The organism is Corallococcus macrosporus, from assembly GCF_017302985.1.
Classification (GTDB): domain Bacteria; phylum Myxococcota; class Myxococcia; order Myxococcales; family Myxococcaceae; genus Corallococcus; species Corallococcus macrosporus_A.
In genome coordinates this window covers 418,073-442,501 of the sequence record NZ_JAFIMU010000009.1, presented here as the reverse complement: position 1 = coordinate 442,501, position 24,429 = coordinate 418,073, and the positions used below count along the sequence as shown (strand labels likewise).

The following is a 24,429-nucleotide window of genomic DNA, read 5'->3' as shown; positions in this document are numbered from 1 at the left end:
CGGGCGCGAAGATGTTCCGCCCGCTCGTCCTCATCCCTGCCCTCCTCGGTCTCCTCCTGGCCCTGCCCACGCGGGCCGGCGCGGAGGCCCGTCCGTCCCGCGCCGACCTCCAGCGCGTGCTGGAGCTGCACGCCCGCTCGTCGGTGCGCGTGCGCGGCCCGCAGCAGGCGGGGCCCGGCATCATCGTGGGCGCGGACGGCCAGGTGCTCACCGCCGCGTCGCTCGTGGGCCCCCAGTCCGCCCAGGTGGAGCACGCGGGCAATGCGCTGACGGCGCGCGTGGTCCTCTCCAGCACCACGCTCCAGGTCGCGGTGGTGGCGGGCCCCCAGGGCGCGTGGCCCGCGGCGCCGGTGCGGCTGGTGCCGGAGGGGCTCGCGGGCCGCTGGGTGGTGGGCGTCATGCCCGCGCGAAAGAAGGGCCAGCGGGACACGCCCAGGGCCACGCTGGCGAAGGCCGCGCCCGCGCCGTTCTTCGACGTGGACCTCACGCTCGCGCCGGGCAGCCCGCTGTATGACGGGGACGGACGGCTCGTCGGCGTCGTCGTCGAGCGCCGGGGCCGTGGCGCGCGCGCCCTGCCCCTGTCCGCGGTGAAGGCGGAGCTCGCCTCGGCGGACGCGCCATGAGCCGTCCTTCGGGGCCGCCCTTCCGGTTGAGCGCGGTGCAGGAGGCGGTGGGCCTCTGGGCGCTGGGCTTCCTGGGCATCGTCGTGGCCTTCCTCATCGCCGGGGGCACGAGCGTGCCCAAGCTGGTGGCCACGGTGGGCTTCCTCTACCTGCCGCTCATCCCCATGCGCTGGCGCGACGAGGACTACCGCGACTACGGCCTCAGCTTGCGCGCGTGGAAGGAGGATGTGCGGCTGTTCCTGATCCTGTCCGCCATCGTGGGCCCGCTGTTCTTCGCGGGCTTCGCCGGCTTCGTGCAGGTGGTGCCGCACCTGCCGCCCGGACTCGCGCAGCACCTGACGCCCATCATCGGCGAGGGCCACTTCCAGCCGCGCCTGCCCCCGCGCTTCGGCGAGTGGGTGATTGATCAGCTCTTCGTCGTCGCCCTGCCAGAGGAGTTCTTCTACCGGGGCTATCTCCAGGCCCGCCTGCGCGACGCATGGCCGCAGGGGCGCGTGGTGCTGGGCGCGCGGCTGGGACGCGCTTTCTGGGTGACGGCCGTGCTCTTCGCGCTGGGCCACCTGGCCATCTTCCAGACGTGGCGGCTGGCGGTGTTCTTCCCCGCCCTCCTCTTCGGCTGGATGCGCGAGCGCACCGGCACCCTCGTCGGCTGCTCCCTCTTCCACGCCGCCTGCAACCTCTACGTGCGCTTCTTGGAAGTGTCGTTCTTCGGCGGCCCGTAGCGGGCCCTCAGGCGGGCAGGTGCTGGACCTGGAGGTCCGCGCCCACCACCAGCGTGGTGCCCTGCGGCAGCTCCACCCAGCCCTGCGTGCGCGTGACGTGGCTGGCCACCACCACCGTGCGGCGGCGGCGGTGCGCGCCCACCTCCGGATGCGTCTCCGGCGTGTCCGGCGTCACGCCGCAGTGCGCGCACTCCGCGCTGCCCTCCAGGCGCGTGTAGTACAGCGGGGCCTCGCCGCACCGGGTGGCGAGCAGCACCGCGCCATTGGTGGCCACCAGGTTCAACGGCGGCGTGCGCACCTGCCCGGCCCGGACGAGCGCGGCCTCCACCTCGCGCACCGTGGCGCGCAGCACGCGGCCAGCGACAGCGGGCTCCAGGCGCGGATCATCCGTGCGCCCCAGCTCGCGCAGGTGCGTGAGGAACAGGGCGAAGAGGATCTCACTGTCGGTGGGGCCCCGCACCTGCCGCAGGAGGTGTTCCGGCACGCGCGACAGCAGCGGGGCGCGCAGGGGCTCGAAGTCCGGCAGCGGCCCCTGGTGGGCGAACAACCAGTGGCGGGCCCGGAAGGGCTGGGTGTTCTCCTCGGGCGACAGGCCGAGCGGCAGGCGCCCCGCGTGGAAGAGCACCGCTTCCGATTCGTGGGGCGGCCCCAGGTCATCCAGGGTGAGCTCCCGGTCCGGCGCCAGGCGGCGCAGGAGCACCTCCTCCTGGGCATAGGAACCCACGCCCAGGGCGTTGGCCCGGGCGTCCGGGCGGAGGACGACCTGACGGGTCAGCCGGTGCAGCTCACACCGGAGGAGGTTGGGATCCGACGACAGCGCGGCGAGGATGGCGGACATGGCGATTCCCCCCTTCACCTCAAGGGATAAGGTCCAGGGACCCTGCGTTCAGCGCCGCCCACCCGCTCCCCTGCTCTGGCGCTAAGCCCTTGAAATGGCTGGCGTTTGATCAGTCATTGAATTGACACCTCACAGCGTGGCGCCTAACCTCCGGGCGCTTCCCGAATGCCCTTCCCCCAGAGGGACCGGGGTGCAGGTCTTCACCGGAGACGGAATGGCGGACGACATCGCAATCGGCATCGACCTGGGCACGTCCTATTCGTGCGTGTCCGTCGTCCACGAGGGTCAGCCCACGGTCATCCCCAACGAGTGGGGCGAGACGACCCATGCCTCGTGCGTGTCCTTCCTGGAGGAAGGGTCCGTGCTGGTGGGCAACGCGGCGAAGAAGAACATCATCACCAGCCCCGAGAACACGGTGTACTCGGCCAAGCGGCTCATCGGCCGGTACTACTTCTCCGACGAGGTGAAGAAGGCGCAGGCGGTGATGCCGTACCGCATCGTCGAGGGCGACAACAACTCGGTGCGCATCGGTGTGCGGGACCGCAGCTATTCGCTGCCGGAGATCTCCGCGCTGGTGCTCAAGGAGATGAAGGCCGTCGCGGAGACGTACCTGGGCCGTGAGGTGCACAAGGCGGTCATCACCGTCCCGGCGTACTTCAACGACAACCAGCGCCAGGCGACGAAGGACGCGGGCCGCATCGCGGGGCTGGAGGTGCTTCGCATCCTCAACGAGCCCACGGCGGCGGCGCTCGCGTACGGCTTCGGCCGGGACGTGAACCAGCGCGTCGTCGTCTACGACCTGGGCGGCGGCACGTTCGACGTGTCCATCCTGGAGATCGGCAAGGACGTCTTTGAAGTGCTCGCGACGGCGGGCGACACGTACCTGGGCGGCGACGACTTCGACGACCGCATCATGACGTGGATGGCGGAGGACTTCCTCAACCGCACGCGGCTGGACCTGCGGCAGAACAAGTACTGCCTGCAGATGCTGAAGGACGCGGCGGAGAAGGCGAAGATCGACGTGGGCCAGACCGGCACCGCGGAGATCCTCTGCCAGGGCATCTGCCAGGACGCCAACGGCAACGTGATGGACCTGCGCAACACGCTCAACCAGGACCAGTTCAACCGGATGGTGATGGACCTGGTGCAGCGCACGTTCAAGGTCTGCGACGAGGCCCTGCAGAGCGCGCGGCTGACGGCGGCGGACATCGACGCGGTCATCCTGGTGGGCGGGCCCACGCGGCTGCCCATCATCCGCAACTCGGTGAAGCACTACTTCCAGAAGGATCCGCTGGAGGGCATCAACCCGGATCAGGTCGTGGCCATGGGCGCGGCGCTGCAGTCGCACGCGCTCTTGGACAGCAAGACGGAGACGTTCCTGGTGGACGTCACGCCGCTGACGCTGCGGATCGGCACCGTGGGTGGGTACACGGAGAAGATCATCGACAAGAACACGCCGGTGCCCATCGACCGCTCGAAGACCTTCACCACCAGCCGCGACGGGCAGGAGAAGGTGAAGATCCGCGTGTACCAGGGTGAGTCCAACCGCGCCGAGGAGTGCGAGATGCTGGGCGAGTTCGAGTTCTCGGGCTTCCGCATCGGGTATCGCGGCGAGGTGAAGATCGAAGTGACGTTCGAGATCAACACGGACGGTCTGGTGAACGTGTCCGCGTGCGACGTGGAGACGGGCCAGAAGACGTCCACGGCCATCACGCTGTCGTCCGGCATGACGGAGACGGACATCCAGCAGTCGATCCAGGCGAACCGCAACACGCGGCTCGCGGGCCACAACGCCAGCGACCTTCCCGCCGTGGCCAACTAGGCACCGCCGATGTCCGAGCCTTCCGATCCGAACGCTGGCGCACCGCCAGGGCCGCCCGCCGCGCCCCAGGCCCCGGCGCGTCCGGCGACGCCCGCCCTGCCCCGGGTAACGGCCTCCGTGCCCCCGTCCGTCGCGCCCACGGCGCCCCGGCCTCCCGCAGCGGCCACGCCGCCCCCGGGAACGGCTCCGGCCGCCAGGGCCACGCCGCCCCCCGTGACGCCCCCGCTGGCTCCGGCCACGGCAAGGCCCGCGTCCGGTCAGGTGCCGTCGGTGGCTCCGGCAGCAAGGCCCGCGTCGGGTCAGGTGCCGTCGGTGGCTCCGGCTGCGCAAGCTCCTTCGGCGGGAGGCGTTCCGGCAGCGGCACGGCCTGCTTCGGGCCAGGTTCCGACAGTGACGGCTCCGGCGGCGCGGCCTGCTTCGGGCCAGGTGGCTCCGGCGGGTGGAGCTCCGCCCGTGGCGCCGGCTCAAGCGCCTACGACTGGCGGCGTTCCGTCCGTAGCTCCGGCGACGGCACAGCCCGCGTCGTCCAGCGGTGTCCCTCCCGTCGCGCCCGCGAGTGGAGCGCCCCCGCGTCCAACGCCCGCGAGCCTCGCGCCCGTGGGAGCCGCGCCTCGTGGACCCCCTCCGGGCATCGCACCGGTGGGTACTCCCGCTGCATCACGGCCTACGGTGTCTGGGGTTCCGTCCATCGGCGTTGCATCCGCGCCGCCCGCGACGACCGCGCAGACCCGTCCCACCGTCGCCGCGATTCCGGCCGTCGGCGCGGTGACTCCGCCCCAGGCGCCCGCGAGTGCTCGCCCTCCGGGCACGACGGCTCCAGCGGTCGGATCAGTTGCTCCGCCTCAAGCGCCGGCTGTGACCGCTGAAGGCGCTCGGCCCACCGCCACGGGAGTTCCGGCCGTCGGCGCGGTGGTGCCGGCAATACCCGCTGCAGCGCGCCCCACTGTCTCCGCGACTCCGGCCGTCGGCGCGGTGGCTCCGCCGCAGGCACCGGCAACACCCGCCGCTGCGCGCCCCACCGCCACGGGAGTTCCGGCTGTCGGCACGGTGACTCCGGCAACGCCTCCCGGTGCTCGGCCCACGGTCGCTGGGATTCCTGCGGTGGGTGCGGTGACTCCGGCCGTACCCGCCGCGGCTCGCCCCACCACCGCGACTCCAGCAGTCCCCGCCAGCGCTCGGCCGACCACCGCGACACCTGCCGTGGCCCCCGCGTCGATGCCTCGCATCGCGCCGGTCGTTCCTCCCAACGCGAGCGCTTCGCCCGCCATGCCGCCGGCGATGCCTCCCGCGGTGCCCGGCGTCGCGGCCATGCCGACGCCGCCCGTGGCCCGTGCGCCCTCGGCCGTGCCGACCATGCAGCCGCTGAGCCCCGGGATTCCGCCCGTGGCTCCCGCGGCCCGTCCGCCCTCGGTTCCCACCATCGCTCCCGCGGGCGCCCGGCCTCCCGGCGCGACTCCCGCTCCGGTGCCTCCCGCCGCGCGCCCCATCCCCACCGTGGGTCCGGTGACGCCGCCGCCCGTCGCGCCCCGGATCAGCCCTCCCACCGTCGCCCCCGCCGGGACGCCGCCGCCGGTGCTCGCCGCCGGGCAGGTCGTCCCGCCCGTGGCTCCCGCGGCCCCCGCGCCGCCGCGTCCCGGCAACCGGCCCACCACGTCACTGCCCGCCCTGGCTCCCGCAGGCTCCGCCCGTCCGCTGACGCCGCCGCCGGTGGCTCCGCCCCGCCCTCCCGCCGCCGCCAGCGTGCCCCCGCCGCCTCCGTCCTCCGAGGGCCCCGCCCTCAGCCCGGAACAGCTCGTGGACCTGGAGTCCCGCTGCGCGAAGCTCGACCAGATGGACTACTTCGAGCTGCTCAGCCTGGAGCGCACCGCCGCCCCCAGCGACATCAAGAAGGCGTTCTACCGGGAGAGCCGCGTCTACCACCCGGACCGCTTCTTCCATCTCGAGTCCAAGGCCCTCAAGGACCAGGTGAACGAGCTCTACAAGCGCGTCACCGAGGCCTATTACGTCCTGCGCGACGACACCAAGCGCAAGAAGTACCTCACGGACATCGCCGGCCCGGACCGCGCGCAGAAGCTGCGCTTCACCGACGCCTCCGAGTCCGAGACCAAGGCCGCCGCGAAGAAGGAACAGGAAGAGCAGATCGGCACCCACCCCAAGGGCCGTCAGTTCTACGCGCAGGCCCAGAAGGACCTGGAGTCCGGCAACCCGTCCGCCGCGGAGCGCAACCTCAAGATGGCGCTCACCTACGAGCCCTCCAACGCCCGCTACAAGGAAGCCCTCGCGGAAGCCCAGAAGCAGACCGCGGACAAGTCCAAGGGCGACTCCTCGTTCAAGATCCGCTAGCGGCCCCCAGGAGCCCCCGACATGGTCATCGACCTCATCCTCCTGGGCATGGTGCTGTTCTTCGGCACCCTCGGCGCCCTCTCCGGCGCCGCCCGGCAGGTGGCCAACTCCGTGGGGCTCGCGGCGGGCTACTTCGTCTCGCGCAAGCTCGCGCCCCTTGCCGGTCCCAAGCTCGCGGTCGCGCTGGGCTCGCCGTTGCTCGTGGGCACGCTCTTCGGCACGGTGCTCCTCTTCGTCGTGACGTGGCTCACCGTGCGCTACGCCCTGGGCGCGCTGCTGCTGCGCTTCCTCTCCGGCAAGGATCCGGAGGAGCGCGGCATGGACCGCACGCTGGGCTTCATCCTCGGCGGCGGGAAGATGGCGGCCCTCTTCTGGGTGTGCCTGAGCGCGCTGACCTTCATGGAGCAGCACGTCGTCGTCGCCGGCAAGCGCGTGGGCGTGGCCCCGAAGGACTCCATGGCCTTCGACCTGTCCCGCCGCTTCAACCTCTTCGAGCTGACCCAGTTCGCCCCGCTGGAGGACCTGGTCCGCGTGGCCCAGGCCACCCACGACCCCGCCAAGGCGAAGAAGCTCCAGGACGACCCGGCCTTCAAGGCCCTGCGCAAGGACCCGCGCTTCCAGGTCGCCCTCACGCACCAGGACCTGCAGGCCGCGCTGGAGCGCGGCGACACGCGGGCCCTCTTGCGCAACGACGTGGTGCTCCAGCTCATCCAGGATCCACAGGCGGCGGCACGGCTGGGCGCCGCCGCCCGGGCCTCCGAGAAGCCAGCGCCCGCCGCTAAGCGTTGAGCTCCACGTCGTCCAGCGCCGCGAGCCGCGCCTTCACGAACGCCGCGTCCACCGTCACCTGGCGGTGCTTGCGCTCCGGCGCCTCGAACATGATGTCCGACATCACGTGCTCCAGGATGGAGCGCAGGCCGCGAGCCCCCAGCCCGCGCGCGATGGAGTAGCGCACCACCTCCCGCAGGCCGCTCTCCGGGAACTCCAGCTCGATCTCATCCAGCGACAGGAGCTCCTTGAACTCGCGGGTGATGGCATCCGGCGGCTCGGTGAGCACGCGCAGGAGGTCGGGCTCGCCCAGCCGCTCCAGCTGCACCATCACCGGCATGCGGCCCAGGAACTCCGCCATCATCCCGAAGTCCACCAGTTGCTTCGTGGAGATGCGCTTCTCCTTGCGCTTCGCCGTGAGCGCGTCCGAGCCGAAGCCCATGGCCCGGCCGCCCTCGTCGCCGTAGTCGTGCAGGTCGCTGAACGTGCCCGCGCAGATGAAGAGGATGTCGCGCGTGTCCACCTGCACGAAGTCGCTCTTGTTCCACGCCTGCGTCACGTTCATGGGCACGTGCACCTCGCGCCCTTCCAGGAGCTTCAGGAGCGACTGCTGCACGCCCTCACCGCCGATGTCGCGGCTGCCCGCGCCGTTGCGCGCGCCCTGCGTGCGGCGGGCGATCTTGTCGACCTCGTCGATGAAGATGATGCCCCGCTGGGTGTCCTCCACGGAGTGGTTCGCCTTGAAGAGCAGGTCGGACACCATCACCTCCACGTCCTTCCCGTAGTAGCCCGCCTCCGTGTACTCGGTGGCGTCCACGGTGGTGAACGGGACGTGGAGGATCTCCGCCAGGTTGCGCGCGATGTGCGTCTTGCCGCTGCCCGTGGGGCCAATGAGCAGGATGTTGGACTTCTTGATGAGGGACTGCCGCCGCATCCGGCGCGCCTGGATGCGCTTGAGGTGGTTGTGCGCGGCGATGGCCACCGCCCGCTTCGCTGCTTCCTGTCCGATGACGTAGCGATCCAGCCGTTCGAAGATCTCCCGCGGGGTCAGTGGCGCTGCCTCTTCCCTGCGTGCGGACGACTCCATGTACCCTCCCCTTCTCTCCACTCGGCCTCCCTGCGCTGCCCAGGAGGAAGGGTAGGAATTGGATGCTGACCGGCCCACCAGGGCCAGCACCGCGAATGGGGCCCTTGCCCGCCTGCCTGCTCCTCGAACAGGCGGCTATTGAATGCCCGGGACGTTTCCGATAGTCCGGCCCCCCTCCCGTGTTCATGGGAGTTTCCACCCCCCGCCGCGCGCTCCACCGGAGGCACGAAACAACGATGGCCGCTCCCTCCCCTCAGCACCGCTGGACCCTGGCCGATGCTCACGAGCTGTACGGCATCCGCAACTGGGGCTCGCCCTACTTCGGCATCAACGACAAGGGCCACGTGTGCGTCCACCCGGACGGGCCCGCCGCTCCGAGCATGGACCTCAAGGAGCTGGTGGACGAGGTCCGCCGCCGGGGCATCGGCCTGCCGCTGCTCCTGCGCTTCACGGACGTGCTGCGCCACCGCGTGGTGCACCTGAACAACGCGTTCAAGAAGGCCATCGCGGATCAGGGCTACAAGGGCCTGTACCGGGGCGTGTACCCCATCAAGGTGAACCAGCACCGCTACGTGGTGGAGACCATCATCGAGGCGGGCAAGGAGCACACCTACGGCCTGGAGGCCGGCAGCAAGCCGGAGCTGCTCGCGGTGATGGCGCTCCTGGACAGCGAGGACGCGCTCGTCATCTGCAACGGCTACAAGGACGAGGAGTACATCGAGACGGCCCTCTTCTATTCGCGCCTGGGCCGCAACGTCATCCTGGTGGTGGAGAAGCCCAGCGAGCTGCCCCTCATCGCGGAGGTGGCGCGCCGCACCGGCATCACCCCGCGGCTGGGCATGCGCGTGAAGCTGTCCACGCGCGGCGCCGGCAAGTGGGAGGCGTCCGGCGGTGACCGGTCCAAGTTCGGCCTGTCCTCGTCGGAGCTGATGAACTGCATCAGCTTCATGAAGGACGCGGGCCTGCTCGCCTCCTTCGAGCTGCTTCACTTCCACCTGGGCAGCCAGATCTCCAACATCCGCAACGTGAAGAACGCGCTGCGCGAGGTGGGCTGCTTCTACGTGGAGGTGGCCCGCCAGGGCGCGCCCTTGAAGTACCTGGACGTGGGCGGCGGCCTGGGCGTGGACTACGACGGCTCCCAGACGAACTTCGCCTCCTCCATGAACTACACGACGGAGGAGTACGCCAACGACGTCGTCTTCGGCGTGATGGAGGCCTGCGACCGCGCGGGCGTGCCGCACCCCACGCTCGTCTCCGAGTCCGGCCGCGCCGTCGTCGCGCACCACGCGGTGCTGGTGGTGGACGTGCTGGGCACCAGCGAGTTCGACCCGTCCCAGACGCCCGACAAGGTGGACGACAAGGCGCCCTCCGTGGTGCGCAACCTCTATTCGACGTTCCGCGAGGTCACGAACAAGAACGTCATCGAGGCCTTCCACGACGCGCAGGACGCCAAGGAGGAGAGCCTCCAGTTGTTCTCCCTGGGCCACCTGTCGCTGGAGCAGCGCGTGGCGGCGGAGAACCTCTACTGGGCCATCTGCCACAAGATTTTGCGCGTGGCGCGCGAGGCCGGGGAGATTCCGGAGGAGCTGGAGTCGCTGGAGAAGCAGCTGTCGGACACGTACTTCTGCAACTTCTCCGTGTTCCAGTCGCTGCCGGACTCGTGGGCCATTGATCAGCTCTTCCCGATGATGCCCATCCACCGCCTGGCGGAGAAGCCGACCCGGCGCGCGACGCTGGCGGACATCACCTGCGACTCGGACGGGAAGATCGAGCACTTCATCGACAAGCGCGAGGTGAAGGACGCGCTGGAGCTGCACGCGCTCAACAGCGACGACTACTACCTGGGCATCTTCCTCGTCGGCGCGTACCAGGAGATTCTGGGCGACCTGCACAACCTCTTCGGGGACACGCACACGGTGCAGGTGTCGCTGGCGCCGGGTGGCGGCTACCTGATTGATCACGTCGTCGCCGGGGACACGGTGACGGAAGTGCTCAACTACGTGAGCTACAACAAGGACGACCTCGTCGCGAAGCTGCGCAAGTTCACGGAGCTGGCGCTGCGCCAGGGGCGCATCACCCTGGACGAGTCGCGCAACCTGCTGCGCGTCTACGAGGACGGCCTGTCCGGCTACACGTACCTGGAGCGCGAGGTGGACGCGACGTTCACCTCCGCCAGCCAGCTGCGCCTGCTGCCCGGGCCGGAGAACGGGGCGCGCAACCCCGTCTCCCCCTCGGGGACCTGAGAAGGCCTCAAGCCTCCGTCGGGACCGGTGCCTGTTCGCCGGTCTCGACGGATGCGTCGCTGAACGCGGCGTCCGTCGCGCGCAGCCGCAGCGTCTGGAGCGTCTCCAGCTGCCCGTCCGCGCGGTCCGCGAGGAAGCCGAAGTCGAACCGCGCCAGGCGCGGATCCTTCGCGGCCACGCGCTCCAGGCTCCGCCACAGGGACACGCGCCCGTGGGAGCCCACGCACAGCCCCTCCAGCTCCACCAGCCGGCTCAGCGGCGAGTAGCGCAGGAGCGAGCCGTTGAGCTTCAGGCGCGACAGCTTCTCGGTGATCCAGGCGCCGCCGACCTTGATGGGATCCACCCGCACCTCCAGGGCGGCCATCACCGTCAGCAGCGTGGCGCGGTCCTGCTCTATCAGCGGGATGAGCGTGGCCAGGTACTGCCCCACCGGGTTGCTGCGGTTCTCGCGCTCCGTCCGCTTCGCGAGGTCCACGCCCACGGTGGAGCCCAGGAGATGGTCGTTGAGGTAGATGCCCAGTCGCTTCACGTTCATGCCGAGTGCCCCTCCCCCGAGGCATCGAAGACTTCAGGAGGGTGGGCACGGCGGCCGCTTGCCGCACGATGGCAGCGGGGCTCGGAAGGCAGGCGGCCCGCCGAGCCCCGGCACGGCCGCTTCAGTCCGGATAGCCGAACGACGCCGTGACCTTCACGTCCGGGTGGAGGCTGCGCGCCACGGGACACTCGTGGGCGATCTTCTCCAGCGTGGCGCGCTGGTCCTTCGTGAGGCCGGACGGCATCAGGATGGACAGCACCAGCTCGCCAATCTTGCGCGGCGGCGGGGTCATCCGCTTCTCCACCGTCGCGCGGACCTCGCCCAGGGTGATGCCCTCCTTGCCGGCCATCAGGTGCATGGTCGTCACGACACAGGACGCCAGCGCCGTGGCCACCAGGTCCGTGGGGGAGAAGCTGCCGCCGGTGCCGCCGTTGTCCTTCGGCGCCTCCGTGGGCAGCGTCGCGCCGGACGGGCCGTGCGTCACCTGCGTCTTCAGCTGGGGAGCACTCACCAGGGACATCACCACACCGGTCGCGGGCTGCTGACTCATCACCGTCTCCTTGGCTGGGAAAAGGACTGCGCGCTAGCGGACGAAGCTGTCGTGGGCCTTGGCGTCCTCTTCGGAGGAGGGCTCGGCGTCCTCGACGCTCCAGTCCAGCGTCTTCATCAGGGACTTGCTGCGCTTCTTGACATCCGCGTCCAGGAACTTCACCGCGTCGCCCATCTTGTCCATCAGGCGCATGGGCTTGCGCTTGTTCTTGGGCTCGCTGAACAGCGCGTGCGTGAGCCACGGGAACACCGCCGTCACGTCGCAGTGCACGTACATGGAGCCCGTCTCCACCGCCTCCACGGACACCTTGCCCCAGGTGTGGCCCTCACCGGCCGGGCAGCTGGACAGCGCGCCGTTGTCCACCGGGTCCACGCAGAACTGCACGTCGATGTCGAAGCCCGACGTGGGGACGTTGAGGATTTGATCCAGCAGCGGCTCGCCCTGGAGCGTGTAGTTCTTGGGCACGCCGCCGCCCAGAATCCAGATGGCCAGCTTCCCGCTGCCGTGGTGGCGGCAGTAGTGCTGCATGGCGGCCATGGAATAGACGTCGTCGTTGATGTCGAGCTCGAACTTGAACTCGTCACCCAGGAGGCGCTTCAGCTTCACGACGTTGAGGAAGATGGAGCCGTCCTGCACCGCGCCCACCCAGATGGGGACGCCGTGCTTGTAGCAGGTGGACAGGAGCGACGGCTGCTTCACGCCGAGCTGCTTCTCGATGCCGTGGATGGCCTTGCCCAGGAGGTAGTGGAACTCCGGCGTGGTCATCTTCTTCTGGAACTCCGGCTGGCGGAGGATGGCGGAGAAGAGGCGGTCGGTGTCGAGCAGCGCCTCCTCCCAGAAGCCCAGGTCGTAGATGCGGATGATGCGCGCCAGGCGGTACTGGAGGTCGCCCGCGTTGGGGTTCACCTCGCGGATGCCGTGGCCGATGATGCGGTGGGCGTCGTGGTAGAGGTTGGCGCCCGTGGTGGTGATGGCGGAGATGATGCCCTTCTCCACCAGCGGGATGAGGCAGGACTGGTGCAGGCCCGCGGGCGTCATGGCGCCGGACAGCGTGAGGAAGATGGACGCGTCCTGCTGCACGGACTGCTGCATCAGCTCGAACGCGGTGCGTTCCTGCCGGCCCACGTAGGCGCTGAACGCGTGCGCGAGCAGCTCCGCCGGCTTCTCCTTGCCGGTGATGGGGCGCGGATCCGCCTTGCGCGCGTTCGCGTAGGCGGCGCGAAGGGAGGACTTCTTCGGGGTCGGGGTCTTGGCCATGGCGCGGCGATCTAACACCGCCCGCCTGCCAAGGGGAGGCCCGCCTTCAGCCCCGCCCCTCCCCAAGGGGCCAGCACCGGACAGGAAGAAACCCCGCCCCGTGCGGATTCACACAGGGCCCGCTCTTCCGGCCCCTTCCCATGGGGACATGGCGTAAGAGTGCCCGCCTCGCCGCCCTCCGGAGGGTCCCACCGCCGTGATCGACCTGCATTCGCACACCACCGCCAGTGACGGCCAGTACCCGCCCTCGGAGCTGGTGGCGCGCGCCGCCGCCGCCGGGGTCACCGTCCTGGCGGTGACGGACCACGACACGGTGGCGGGGCTCCACGAGGCGACCCAGGCGGCGAACGCCCACGGCCTGGAGCTGGTCCCCGGCATCGAACTGTCCGCCTTCGTGTACGGCAAGGAGGCCCACATCCTGGGCCACTTCCTGCGCCCGGAGGACCCGGACCTGGCGCGCTTCGCGGACCGGCTGCGGGACGAGCGCACCCGGCGCATGGAGGCCATGGTGGACCGCCTGCGCAAGCTGGGCTTCCCGGTGCGCATGGAGCAGGTGCGCAAGGTGGCCGGGGACGCGCAGCTGGGGCGGCCCCACCTGGCGCGGGTGCTGGTGGACCAGGGCTGGTGCCTGGACATGAAGGCCGCGTTCGACCGCTTCCTTGGCACGGGCCGCGCGGCCTGGGTGGAGCGCTTCAAGCTGGACGGCGCGGAGGCCATCCGGCTCATCCGCAACGCGGGCGGCACCGCGACGCTGGCCCACCCCGGCTCCTCCAAGATGGAGCGCCCGGAGATCCAAGCGCTGGCGAAGGCGGGGCTCTCCGGCCTGGAGGTGCTCAGCGCGGACCACAACCCCGCCGTGCGGCAGAAGTACCTGGCGCTCGCGGCGGAGTTCGACCTGGTGCCCACCTTCGGCAGCGACTTCCACGGCGAGGCAGTGGCGCCCGACCACCGCCTGGGCGTCGCGGCCATGCCCCTGGAGCTGTTCCAGAAGCTGCGCGCCCGCGCGCCGTCGTCGCGGCCCGTCTGACCAGAGCCCGGCTCAGGACCGCGGCTGGGCCTTGAAGCGGCTCGTGACGGCGGTGAGCCCTTCCGCCACGGACTGGAGGTCCTGGGCGATGCGCGTGGTGCGGCCGGTGGCGTCCACGCCCTGCTTCACCAGGTCCGCCACGTTGCGAGCGCCCTGCACGGCCTGCTCGCTGGACTGACGCTGCTGGCGGGTGGCGATGGTGATCTGCCGCGCCGCCTCGCTGGTACCGCGCGCCAGCTCCACGATGCGCAGGAAGACGGCGGAGGCCTGCTCGGCCACCTCCACGCCCCGGTCGCTCGTCGCCATGCCCACGCGGGCCTTGGACGCGGCCTCCTCGCCGGAGTCCTGCACCTTCTCCACGATGCGGGCGATGTCGCGCGCGGACGCGGACACGTTCTCCGCCAGCTTGCGCATCTCCGCGGCCACCAGGGAGAAGCCCCGGCCCACGTCGCCCGCCTTGGTGCCCTCCAGCGCCGCGTTGAGCGCCAAAAGGTCGCTGCGCTCCGCCACCTGGTTGATGACCTGGGCGATCTTCGACACCTGCTGCAGGTCCTTGTTCAGCCCCACGATGGCGTCCGCCACGCCCTTGGACTCCGTGCGGATGTCGTTGATGCCGCCCACCACCTGGGCCACCACCGCCATGGCCTCCGCGACGGCGTCGTGGGTGCGCCGCGCGCTGGACTCCACCACCTCCGTGGAGGAGGAGATCTGCTCGGCGGTGCGGGACAGCTCCTCGAACGTGGCGGCGATCTGCTGCGCGTACGCCGCCTGCTGGCTGATGACGTGCTCCTGATCCGCGGAGGCGCCCATCAGGCCGCGCGACGCGCTGGAGAGCTGCTCGGTGCGCGTGACGAGCTCCATGACGGTGGCGCGCAGCGTGCCCAGCATCTCGTTGAAGGAGGTGGCCATCTGCCGCACCTCACCGGCGGCGGACACGTCCAGCTCGCCCCGGAACACGTCGCCCCGGGCCACCTCGCGCGCCACCTGCGTGACGCGCGACACGGGGTCCGCGATGGCGCGGCTGATGATGACCGCCAGCCCCAGGCCCAGCACCGCGGCGCCGAGGTAGCCCATCAGCGAATAGCCCTCGGTCGCCGCCAGCGCCGCCTTCACCTCCTGGGTGCCGAAGCCCGCGCGGTACAGGCGGCCATCGCTCTCGCAGCGCACCACCACCTCATCCGGCAACCGGGCCACCGAGCACTCCCCCGCCCGGGGCATGGGCGGCTGGGTCAGCCCTTCCGGCACCCGGCCCCGCACCGCCAGCACCGTGCCGTCCGCGCGGCTCAGCTCCTGGAAGTTCAGCGTGAAGCCGCCGGAGTCCACCTGGGAGAAGAGCTCCTCGCGCCGCACGCGCGAGTCCGGCGAGGCGTCCGGCAGCGCGAGCGAGGGGTGCCGCACCACCAGCGTGCCCAGCGTCACGGCCCGCCCGGCCAGGACCTCCATGCCCGCGGCCTGCTGGCGGGCGGGGAAGTACACCCCGCTGAAGAACACCACCGCGAGGCACGGGAGCAGCACCGCGATCGCCACCTGCATCCGCAAGGTCAGCCGGCCCCACATGTCTGCGACTCCCCAGGCGATGATCGGAAGAAGGCTCCGGAACAGCCCGCTGACGCTAGGCGTCCGCTCCCCACAGCGTCAAACCGGCCCTGAGGAGGCCAGGGATGAGAGCGGCTGATGGGCCTGGTATTTCGGCCGTCTTCTCAAGGGGTTGGCGGCCCCTGGGCGGGGGTGTTTCCCTTTGACACGACGCCAAAGGTGTCGTTAGGGTCCGCGCCCGATGACTACACCCCTCGCCCCGTACCTGCCGATGGCGGTGGTGCTCCTGCTGGCCGGTGTCATGGGGATGATCATCCCCCAGGTCACCACCCGGCTGGGCCCCAAGCGCCCGAGCAGCACCAAGTCGGCTCCCTTCGAAGCAGGCTCCGAGTCGAGCGGTCCCGCTCGCCAGCGCTTCGCCGTGAAGTTCTACGTCATCGCGCTGCTCTTCATCGTGTTCGACGTGGAAGCGGTGTTCCTGTACCCCTGGGCGGTGAACTTCCAGGCGCTCGGCTGGTTCGGCTACGTGGAGATGCTGGTTTTCGCGTCGACCCTGGTCGTGGGCCTTATCTATGTCTGGAAGAAGGGCGCTCTCGACTGGGAGAGCTGAGACAACTCCATGGCTGACACCGACATCGCGCCGATCATGACCACCCGCCGGGAGGAGGCCACGGGCTTCTTCCAGAAGCTGGTGTCCAAGGGCCTGGGCTGGGCCCGCAAGTACTCTCTCTTCACCTACCCGTACGCCACCGCCTGCTGCGGCATGGAGTACATGTCCGTGGCCGCGAGCCGCCACGACATCTCCCGCTTCGGCGCGGAGTTCCCCCGCTTCTCGCCGCGCCAGGCGGACCTGCTGATGGTGGTGGGCACCATCAACCTGAAGCAGGCCCCCATCCTCAAGCGCGTCTACGAGCAGATGACCGAGCCCAAGTGGGTCGTGGCCTTCGGCGTGTGCGCGTCCTCGGGCGGCTTCTACGACAACTACGCGGTGCTCCAGGGCATCGACCGCATCATCCCGGTGGACGTCTACATCCCGGGCTGCCCGCCGCGCCCGGAGCAGGTGCTGGACGGCCTGATGCTGCTGCAGGACAAGATCGGCAACCAGGTGCACCGGCTGCGTGATCCCGGCCAGCCCAACGAGACGGCGGCGCACCACGCCCGCATGCTCGAAGCCGGCAAGTAGTCCCAGCATTCCAGCTTCACCCCACGGGCCCCGCGCCGCCTCTCACGAAGAGGCCGGTGACGGGGCCCGAGGCGTTCCTGGGGCCTACCAGCGGTGGTACGCGGGGTGGCCTTCCTTCACCGCGACGAAGGTGCCGCGGCAGGTGGCCGTCACCTTGCCGTTCTCCCCGGTGAGGGTGCCCTCCACGACGACGCGGTCGCCCTCGATGGACACGGGCTTCGCGGACAGGTGCACGGGGCCCATGGGCGTGGGGCGCTTGAGCACGATGGCGTAGTCGGCGGTGACGGTGCACGGCGGGGTGGACGCGCCCTGCGCCTTCATCAGGTGGTACGCCGCCGTCCAGTTGCAGTGGCAGTCCAGCAGCGCGCCGATGATGCCGCCGTTGAGCACGCCGGGGAACGCCTGGTGGTGCTCCTCGGGCGTCCAGTCCGCGACGACGAGGTCACCCTCCACGCGGCTGCGGATGCGCAGCCCTTTCGGGTTGGCCGGGCCACATCCGAAGCAGGCGTTGTGGGGGGCGTACGTTTCCTGGAGGCCGGGGGTTGTTTCGGTCGTCGACATGGCCGGCCACTCTACGTGAGGCCGCCTCCGGTGCGCGCTCCCCAGCGTCGTCCAGCCAGTCCGCCAACGCCCGCGCGTCCGCCCCTGCACATTCCCCCGTACAGGTGCGCCGCACGCTGCCGTCCGCCTGCGGCCGGTCCACCACCCAGCGCTGGCCGTCGAAGGCGCCGGTGTCCTTCTCACGCAGCACCGCCGCGTCCGCGGCGTCGCCCATCTCCACCACGCCGTCCGGGCGCAGGCGGTACGCGTCGAAGGTGCGCGGCGCGCCCGGCCAGTGGCCCGGGTCGAAGACCTCCGGGCTCACGTGCGTGTAGCCCGTCTCCGCGTACAGCGGCGCCAGCGGACGTCCCTCGCCACGCAGCAGCGGCCCCAGCGACGCGCCGTCCACCTCCGGCAGCGCGGACAGGCCGGACAGCTCCAGCAGCGTGGGGCCCACGTCCACCAGCCGCGCCAGCGCGTCCACCTGGGCGGGGCCCGCGCCACGCCCACCCGGCGGCTTCACCGCGAGCAGGATGCGGTTCTCCTCCTCGCCCAGCCGCGCACCGTGCACGGACGTCGCGCCCGCCAGGTCCGGCCGGTCCGCGTGGAAGCTCTCGCCGTGGTCGGACATCAGCACGATGGTCGCGTCGTCGTAGCGGCCGGAGGCCCGCAGCGCGTCCAGCAGCGTGCCCACCTGCGCGTCCGCCTGCGCGAGCAGCTCGTCGTAGAGCCCCTCCGCGCCCTCGCGGTTCCACGCGCCCTTCGCGCCCGGGGACACCGGGGCGAAGTGCATGCGCAGCCGGCGCTCCAGCGGCTCGGACGCGGACACATAGCGGCGGTAGAACGGGTAGACGGGGTCGCCCGGGAAGTGCGCCGCCGTGGCGTGGAAGGCGAAGAGCAGCGGCCCCTCCCCTGCCTCCTTCAGGAGGCCGTCCGACAGCCGCCGCGCATAGCCCATGGGGTCGTGGATGCCGGCCAGCGCGCGGTTGTCGATGAACTCGGGCACCCACGCGGCGCCCGCCGGGTTGTCCGCGAAGAGGCCCAGCGCCCGGTAGCGCAGCTTCTCCAGCGCGAAGTTGAGCGCGCCGCGCGGAGGCTGCCAGCGCGTGGCGAAGCCGGAGGCCGGCCCCTCGAAGTGGAAGCGCGAGCAGTCCGTGGCGAACACCGTCCGCCATCCCGCGTCCGCGAAGCGCTGCGCGAAGGTGGGCGCCAGCACGAGCCGCGCGTCGGACGTCAGCGGGTAGCGCACGCCCGTGCGGTACGGCCACCGCGCCGTGAGCAGCGAGCGCCACGCGGGCTCCGTCTGCGCCACCGGCGTGTACGCGCGAGTGAAGAGCGTGGCGTCCTGGAGGAAGCGCTCGACCTGTGGCGCCACGCCGTGCCCCGTCGCGCCCAGCCGGTCCGGCCGGAACGCGTCGATGCCGATGAGCACCACCAGCGGCTGCCGGACGGAAGCCTCCGGGCGCCGCACCGTCAGCGCCACCGCGAGCACCACGACGACGCCCACCACCACCGCTCCGGAAACGCGCTCCGCTCGCTGGGCTCCGGGGCCATCCATCCGGCGCAAGGCCAGGGCCCCACGCACCGCCAGCACGGCCAGATGGACCGCCACCCACGCTCCGGCCGCCGCGCGCGCCTGCCACGGCTCGCCATGGTCCACCAGCCACGCCAGCACCGGCCGCACCGTGGGCAGATCATCGAAGAGCGCGGGCCGCGCCAGCGCCCGGTCCCAGGCCCAGAACAGCAGCAGCCCCGCCCAGTGCGGCACCATCAACGCCAGCGACACCCACCCGCCCCGCCGCGTCCAGGCCCGGGCCAGCACCGCCGCCGCGAGCCCTAGCAGCGCGCCCGCCACCATGTAGACGGTGGCCACGCGCAGGATGACGCCGGGCAGCAGCGGCCGGACCGCCGCCGCCAGCGCCGCGTAGGGGCCATCCAGCGGGATGTCCACGCCCACCACGCCCGCCTTGAGCAGCCAGGCCGTCTCGGCGGCGAAGAGCAGCAACCCCAGCAGGGCGCCCAGGGCCAGACGCCCCGAAGTGGCACGGAGGAAGGAGGCGAGGGACCGCACGGACATGCCTCCAGCGTCTATCCCGGCCGGGCATGGAGGCGCCAACTCTGTGTTCCACCGGGCTTTCGGAGAGAGCGCGACGTGCACCGGACACACTGTCCATGCAAGATGGCACCCGGACTGTTCCTGCCCGAAGCATCCCTCGGCCCGAAGGGGCCTCCCCATGTCCTCCAGTGCCCCGCCCAGCGACACCCTGCAGGAGTCCGTGCGCCGCGCGCTCGACGTGGAGCGCCAGTCCAATGGACGCCACCTGGCGTGGGTCCGGCTGGGCGCGGTGGGCGTGCTCTTCACCATGGCCGTGTACCTGGGCCGGGTGCGCGGGCTGCACGACTGGGACGTCTACCTGGCGCCCTTCGCGCTGTACCTCGTGTGCACCACCGTGGTGGCGGTGGCGGTGACGGCCTCCACGCGCATTGCCCGCTGGGCGTCGCTGTCCGTCGCGTTCGTGGACGTGCCCGCCGTCTACTGGCTCCAGCACCTGGCGCTGCCGGTGTCTCCCTCTCCGGGCGGCGTCGCCGGCTTCACGCTGGGCATCTTCGCGGCGCTGGTCCTCCTGTCCGCGCTGAGCCTGCGCCGGCCCGTCACCCAGCTCGTCACGCTCATCGCCATCCTCGCGGAGGTGATGCTCCAGCGGGAGGCCGCCATCGGCGGGGGCGCCCAGGTGGCCGGCGCGGTGATGCTGGCCATGACGGCCGCGGGTGCGTCCCGGCTCCTCCAGCGCATCCGCCTGCTCTCCGCCGCCGTCACCCAGGAGGAGCTCCAGCGCGCCCGCCTGGGCCGCTACTTCTCCCCCGCCGTCGCCGAGCGCCTCCAGGACCGCGACTCCCCCGCCGCGGAGCTGCGCGAGGTGTCCGTGCTCTTCGCCGACGTGCGCGACTTCACCTCGCTGAGCGAACGGCTGCCTCCCGAGGAGGTGGTCACCATCCTCAACGAGTACTACGGCCGCATGGTGGAGGTGGTGTTCCGCCACGGCGGGACGCTCGACAAGTTCATCGGGGACGCACTGATGGTGTACTTCGGCGCCCCGCTGCCGGACGCCCACCACGCCCGGAGCGCCACCCGGTGCGCGCTGGACATGGTGGCCGAGCTGGAGGCCGTCAACGCCGAGCGCGCCGCCCGGGGCGAGGCAGGCCTGCGCATGGGCGTGGGCGTCCACTCCGGGCCGGTGGTGCTGGGCAACATCGGCTCGCCGTTCCGGCGCCTGGAGTACACGGCCATTGGCGACACGGTGAACCTGGCCAACCGCATCGAGCGGCTGACCAAGGGCTTCGGCGTGCCGGTGCTCGTCTCCCAGGCGACCCGGGAGCAGGCGGGGGACGCCTTCCGCTGGGCCCCCGCGCCCACCGCGCTCGTCCCGGGCAAGAGCCAGCCCGTGGTGACCTTCATCCCCCTGCCCTCCGAGGGCTCTCCGGCGCTGGGTCCGGACGTGGCCGCCTGAGGTTGCAACCCGTTGTGCCCAGGCAGGCAGGGGGTGGATCGTGACGCCGGGCTACTGGACCGCCTAAGTGGCCTACATGGTTGAGGGTTTACGTTGACGCCTCACGCGAACGGTCCTTATAAAGCCGCGGTTTCCTCTGTCGTAGATCGAGGCCCCCCTTGAGCATTTTCGCGTTGGACCGGGTCGCCGCCCAGTTTCCCGAGGCGGTCGCGGAGCGCTATGTCGACCGCGCTGGCGGAGCCTGGGCCGTCATCCATGCGGAGTGGCTGCCGAAGGTCGCCACCTTCCTGAAGATGGACCCCGAGCTGGACTTCAAGCTGTTCGGCTCCGCGGACGCCGTGGACCGCCTGCACCTGGCGGAGAGTGATCCGCGCTTCGAGGTCGTCTACTTCCTCTATTCGCTCAAGCGGAAGGAGCACGTGCGCCTGAAGGTGCGCGTGACGGAGACGCGTCCGGAGCTGCCCTCCCTCACGCCGCTGTACCGCGGCGCGAACTGGTGGGAGCGGCTGGTGTTCGACTTCTACGGCATCCGCTTCGTGGACCACCCGGACCTGCGTCGCATCCTCCTGTACGACGAGTTCCAGGGCCACCCCTTGCGCAAGGACTACGCGCTGCGCGACCGCCAGCCGCTGATCCCCGAGCGCCCCATCAAGGACATCTTCCGCGGCCCCGGCACCAGCGGCGTCGCCTGATCGAGACCTCCCCATGGCCGACAGCCACAACACCGACGCGCAGAAGCCCTACAACCCCGACACCGACGGGTTCGCCCACGAGGAGTCGGAGCTGGAGTCCCACCTCCAGTCGAAGCACATGGTCATCAACATGGGCCCCTCCCACCCGGCCACGCACGGCACCGTGCGGCTGAAGGTGGAGCTCGAGGGCGAGACCATCGTCAAGATCGACCCGGAGATCGGCTTCCTCCACCGCGGCTTCCAGAAGAGCTGCGAGAACGTCACCTGGACGCAGTGCCTGCCGTACACGGACCGGCTCAACTACCTGTCCGCGATGATGAACAACTTCGGGTTCCTCAACGCCGTGGAGAAGCTCATCGGCCTGGAGATCCCGGAGCGCGCCCAGTACATCCGCGTCATCGGCAGCGAGCTGCACCGGCTGACGGACCACCTGACGTGCGTGGGCGCCACCGGCCTGGAGATGGGCGGCTTCGCGCCGTTCCTCTACGGCATGGAGGCCCGCGAGCTCATCCAGGACCGCGTCACGGAGCTGACCGGCGCGCGCCTCACCACCAGCTTCGGCCGCGTGGGTGGCATCAACCGCGACCTGCCGGAGGGCTGGTCGGAGAAGGTCCTCAAGACGCTGGACCGCACCGAAGAGCTGCTCGTGGAGATGGACGGGCTGCTCACGCGCAACCGCATCTTCGTGGACCGCACCAAGGGCACCGGCATCATCACCGCCGAGGACGCCATCGACTACGGGTGGACGGGCCCCGCGCTGCGCGCCTGCGGCGTGGACCACGACCTGCGCAAGGTGTCCCCGTACTGGGTCTACGACCGCTTCGACTTCGAGGTGGTGGTGGGCCAGCACGGCGACAACTACGACCGCTACCTCGTGCGCCTGGAGGAGATGCGGCAGTCCATCAAGATCCTCCGTCAGGCCCTGGCCACCATCCCGGCCGGCCCCATCATCGTGGACGACTGGCGCATCGCGCTGCCGCCCAAGCCGGAGGTGTACGGCACCATCGAAGGCGTGATGGCGCACTTCAAGCTGGTGATGGAGGGCATCCAGGTGCCCCCCGGTGAAGTCTACGACGCCACCGAGGCCTCCAACGGAGAGCTCGGCTGGTACCTGGTGAGCGACGGCCGCGGCCGTCCGTACAAGGTCCACGTGCGCGCCCCGGGCTTCCCGGTGCTGTCGGCGCTGCCGCACATCATCCAGGGCAAGATGCTCGCGGACCTCGTTCCCACCTTTGACACCATCAACATGATCGGCGGCGAGGTCGAGCAGTGAGCGACAACGACACGAAGAAGCCTACCGGTGACGCGCAGACGCCCCCCAAGGGCGCGCCCACCGACACGCCCGCGGCCAAGGTTGGCCCGGAGCCGTCCAACCCGCCCGCCGGCGCGAAGCTGGACTCCCCGCCCGTGGCGCACAGCAGCCCCACGCCTCCGCCCAAGCCGGCGGCGCCCGCCGGCGGCCCTCCGCCCAAGCCGCAGCCCAAGAACCCGGGCTTCGTGACGGCGGTCATCGACGGCCGGGAAGTCGTGGTGAAGCCGGGGACCAACATGATCGAGGCGGCCAAGACGGTCGGCTCGGAGATCCCCTACTACTGCTACCACCCGCGCCTCTCCATCGCGGCCAACTGCCGCATCTGCCTCATCGAGGCGTCCAACGCGCCCAAGCTCGTCCCCGCCTGCCAGACGCCCATGGCCGAGGGTCAGGTCATCAAGACCACGACCCCCAAGGTCAAGGAGCAGCAGCGCGCGGTGATGGAGTTCCTGCTCTTGAACCACCCGGTCGACTGCTCCATCTGCGACCAGGCCGGTGAGTGCAAGCTGCAGGACTACTACATGAAGTACAACTACAAGCCCTCGCGCCTGGAGGGCACGAAGGCCCTCAAGCACAAGCGCAAGGTGCTGGGGCCCCGCGTGGTGCTGGACCAGGAGCGCTGCATCATCTGCACGCGCTGCGTCCGCTTCATGAACGAGATCCCGAAGGAGCCGCAGCTGGGCGTCTTCGGCCGCGGCAGCCACGAGCGCATCGACGTGTTCCCGGGCAACGAGCTGGACAGCAACTACTCGCTCAACACCGTGGACGTGTGCCCGGTGGGCGCGCTGCTCTCCCGCGACTTCCGCTTCAAGGCGCGCGCCTGGTTCCTGTCCGCCACGCCGTCCGTCTGCACGGGCTGCTCGCGCGGCTGCAACATCTACGGCGACTGGATGGCGCAGGACACCTACCGCTACCGTCCCCGTGAGAACGAGGCCATCAACAAGAGCTGGATGTGCGACCAGGGCCGCCTGTCGTACAAGGACCTGAACGTGGGCCGCGTGCTCACCGTTCGCGTGGGCCGCGGTCTGCAGGCCCCCGGTACGGTGCAGCCGGCCGTCGGCCGCAAGGACGCGGTGGCGGGCGCTGCCAGGGCGCTCAAGCCGCTCGTGGGCTCCAAGGGGCTCGCGGTGCTGGCCTCGCCGGTGGCGTCCAACGAGGACCTGCTCGCGGGCCTGACGTTCGCGAAGACGGTGCTGGGCGTGACGTCCGTGTTCGTGGGCGGCCGGCCGCAGGGCAAGGCCGATCACTACCTCATGACGGCGGACAAGAACCCCAACCGCCAGGGCCTGACGCTCATCGCCAAGGGCCTGGGGCTGACGCTCAAGGGCTTCGAGGAGCTCACCCCCGCCATCAACGCGGGCCAGGTGAAGGCGCTCTACGCGGTGGGCACCGAGGTCCCCGTGGACGCGGCCACCTTCGCGGAAGCCGCCGCGAAGCTGGAGGTGTTCGTCGCCCAGGCGCAGAACGAGTCCCCGGTGACGGCGCAGGCCACGGTGCTGCTGCCCGCCGCCGCGCACATCGAGGACGAGGGCACGTTCACGCAAGCGGACGGCATCACCCAGCGCTTCCGCAAGGCGTACCCCCCCAAGGGGGACGCGGTGCCGCACTGGAAGTGGGCCACGGAGCTGACGCGCGAGCTGGGCGGCGAGGCCGCTTCCGCTTCCGCGCGCGACGTGTGGCGGGCGTACTCGGCCAAGGTGTCCGAGTTCGCCGAGTTCAACTGGGACAAGGCATCTCCGCCGGACCGGGAGAAGCCGGGCATCAATCCGCTGCCGTCGGGAGCCGACGGCCGTCCGCCGGGCTACCGTGAGTTCGGCGCGCCGCGCGTGAGGGGCATCTGAC

Annotated in this window: 21 protein-coding genes; 13 read left to right on the top strand and 8 right to left on the bottom strand. The window is 70.7% G+C overall.

The annotated features are described in order from the left end of the window. Positions 1-11 precede the first annotated feature (11 nt). Positions 12-623 (top strand): MXAN_2756 family trypsin-like serine endoprotease, encoded by a 612-nt coding sequence (locus tag JYK02_RS29865; RefSeq protein WP_207056094.1) that lies wholly within the window; start codon positions 12-14, stop codon positions 621-623. Then, positions 620-1,345: a myxosortase MrtX gene (gene mrtX / locus JYK02_RS29860; protein WP_207056093.1), complete on the top strand. Its 726-nt coding sequence runs from the start codon at positions 620-622 to the stop codon at positions 1,343-1,345. Before JYK02_RS29865 ends, mrtX begins: the two co-directional genes overlap by 4 nt. A gap of 7 nt (positions 1,346-1,352) precedes the next feature. Here mrtX and JYK02_RS29855 read toward each other — a convergent pair whose 3' ends face one another. Further along, positions 1,353-2,183 (bottom strand): class II glutamine amidotransferase, encoded by an 831-nt coding sequence (locus JYK02_RS29855; protein ID WP_207056092.1) that lies wholly within the window; start codon positions 2,181-2,183, stop codon positions 1,353-1,355. Positions 2,184-2,397: 214 nt separating this feature from the next. On the opposite strand from JYK02_RS29855, the gene dnaK reads away from it, so the two are divergent. From dnaK to JYK02_RS29840, 3 genes are all read left to right on the top strand, one after another. Further along, on the top strand, positions 2,398-4,005 hold the full coding sequence (dnaK, locus tag JYK02_RS29850) for a molecular chaperone DnaK (protein WP_207056090.1): 1,608 nt from the start codon (positions 2,398-2,400) through the stop codon (positions 4,003-4,005). 1,215 nt (positions 4,006-5,220) lie between these two features. Next, positions 5,221-6,348 carry a J domain-containing protein gene (locus JYK02_RS40015; protein ID WP_242589332.1) on the top strand — a complete coding sequence of 376 codons (1,128 nt, stop codon included), beginning with the start codon at positions 5,221-5,223 and terminating at the stop codon, positions 6,346-6,348. Between the two features lie 21 nt (positions 6,349-6,369). After that, positions 6,370-7,137, top strand: coding sequence for a CvpA family protein (locus JYK02_RS29840; protein ID WP_207056088.1), 768 nt, complete (start codon positions 6,370-6,372; stop codon positions 7,135-7,137). On the opposite strand, the gene clpX is transcribed toward JYK02_RS29840, so the two are convergent. Then, entirely contained in the window at positions 7,127-8,203 is a 1,077-nt protein-coding gene (gene clpX / locus JYK02_RS29835) for an ATP-dependent Clp protease ATP-binding subunit ClpX (protein ID WP_207056086.1), read from the bottom strand. The two genes, JYK02_RS29840 and clpX, sit on opposite strands and share 11 nt — an antisense overlap. A gap of 236 nt (positions 8,204-8,439) precedes the next feature. On the opposite strand from clpX, the gene speA reads away from it, so the two are divergent. Continuing rightward, entirely contained in the window at positions 8,440-10,446 is a 2,007-nt protein-coding gene (gene speA, locus JYK02_RS29830; protein WP_207056084.1) for a biosynthetic arginine decarboxylase, read from the top strand. 7 nt (positions 10,447-10,453) lie between these two features. On the opposite strand, the gene JYK02_RS29825 is transcribed toward speA, so the two are convergent. From JYK02_RS29825 to JYK02_RS29815, 3 genes are all read right to left on the bottom strand, one after another. Continuing rightward, positions 10,454-10,981, bottom strand: a complete 528-nt coding sequence (locus tag JYK02_RS29825) for a hypothetical protein (protein ID WP_207056082.1) — start codon at positions 10,979-10,981, stop codon at positions 10,454-10,456. Between the two features lie 121 nt (positions 10,982-11,102). Next, on the bottom strand, positions 11,103-11,531 hold the full coding sequence (locus JYK02_RS29820) for an OsmC family protein (protein ID WP_207056080.1): 429 nt from the start codon (positions 11,529-11,531) through the stop codon (positions 11,103-11,105). Positions 11,532-11,564: 33 nt separating this feature from the next. Next, on the bottom strand, positions 11,565-12,788 hold the full coding sequence (locus JYK02_RS29815) for a deoxyhypusine synthase family protein (RefSeq protein WP_207056078.1): 1,224 nt from the start codon (positions 12,786-12,788) through the stop codon (positions 11,565-11,567). 196 nt (positions 12,789-12,984) lie between these two features. Here JYK02_RS29815 and JYK02_RS29810 point away from each other — a divergent pair, with 196 nt between their 5' ends. After that, positions 12,985-13,815, top strand: coding sequence for a PHP domain-containing protein (locus JYK02_RS29810; protein WP_207056076.1), 831 nt, complete (start codon positions 12,985-12,987; stop codon positions 13,813-13,815). A gap of 12 nt (positions 13,816-13,827) precedes the next feature. On the opposite strand, the gene JYK02_RS29805 is transcribed toward JYK02_RS29810, so the two are convergent. Further along, positions 13,828-15,372, bottom strand: a complete 1,545-nt coding sequence (locus JYK02_RS29805) for a methyl-accepting chemotaxis protein (protein WP_207056075.1) — start codon at positions 15,370-15,372, stop codon at positions 13,828-13,830. A gap of 220 nt (positions 15,373-15,592) precedes the next feature. Between JYK02_RS29805 and JYK02_RS29800 the strand changes: the two genes are divergently transcribed. Beyond that, a complete protein-coding gene (locus tag JYK02_RS29800; protein WP_120559488.1) occupies positions 15,593-15,961 on the top strand; it encodes an NADH-quinone oxidoreductase subunit A in 369 nt (122 codons plus the stop codon). Between the two features lie 9 nt (positions 15,962-15,970). Next, the gene (locus JYK02_RS29795; RefSeq protein WP_120528387.1) at positions 15,971-16,534 is read left to right on the top strand and encodes an NADH-quinone oxidoreductase subunit B; all 564 of its coding nucleotides are present in this window, start codon (positions 15,971-15,973) and stop codon (positions 16,532-16,534) included. 84 nt (positions 16,535-16,618) lie between these two features. On the opposite strand, the gene JYK02_RS29790 is transcribed toward JYK02_RS29795, so the two are convergent. Then, entirely contained in the window at positions 16,619-16,987 is a 369-nt protein-coding gene (locus JYK02_RS29790) for a PaaI family thioesterase (RefSeq protein ID WP_199747283.1), read from the bottom strand. Further along, entirely contained in the window at positions 16,977-19,151 is a 2,175-nt protein-coding gene (locus tag JYK02_RS29785) for a sulfatase-like hydrolase/transferase (protein WP_207056074.1), read from the bottom strand. Before JYK02_RS29785 ends, JYK02_RS29790 begins: the two co-directional genes overlap by 11 nt. A gap of 157 nt (positions 19,152-19,308) precedes the next feature. On the opposite strand from JYK02_RS29785, the gene JYK02_RS29780 reads away from it, so the two are divergent. The 4 genes from JYK02_RS29780 to JYK02_RS29765 all read left to right on the top strand — a co-directional run bounded on the left by JYK02_RS29780 (position 19,309) and on the right by JYK02_RS29765 (position 24,428). Continuing rightward, positions 19,309-20,583, top strand: a complete 1,275-nt coding sequence (locus tag JYK02_RS29780; RefSeq protein ID WP_207056073.1) for an adenylate/guanylate cyclase domain-containing protein — start codon at positions 19,309-19,311, stop codon at positions 20,581-20,583. A 173-nt stretch (positions 20,584-20,756) separates the two neighbouring features. Continuing rightward, positions 20,757-21,275: an NADH-quinone oxidoreductase subunit C gene (locus JYK02_RS29775; RefSeq protein ID WP_207056341.1), complete on the top strand. Its 519-nt coding sequence runs from the start codon at positions 20,757-20,759 to the stop codon at positions 21,273-21,275. A gap of 13 nt (positions 21,276-21,288) precedes the next feature. Further along, the gene (gene nuoD, locus JYK02_RS29770; protein WP_207056072.1) at positions 21,289-22,548 is read left to right on the top strand and encodes an NADH dehydrogenase (quinone) subunit D; all 1,260 of its coding nucleotides are present in this window, start codon (positions 21,289-21,291) and stop codon (positions 22,546-22,548) included. Further along, entirely contained in the window at positions 22,545-24,428 is a 1,884-nt protein-coding gene (locus tag JYK02_RS29765) for a 2Fe-2S iron-sulfur cluster-binding protein (RefSeq protein WP_207056071.1), read from the top strand. Before nuoD ends, JYK02_RS29765 begins: the two co-directional genes overlap by 4 nt. Position 24,429 lies beyond the last annotated feature (1 nt).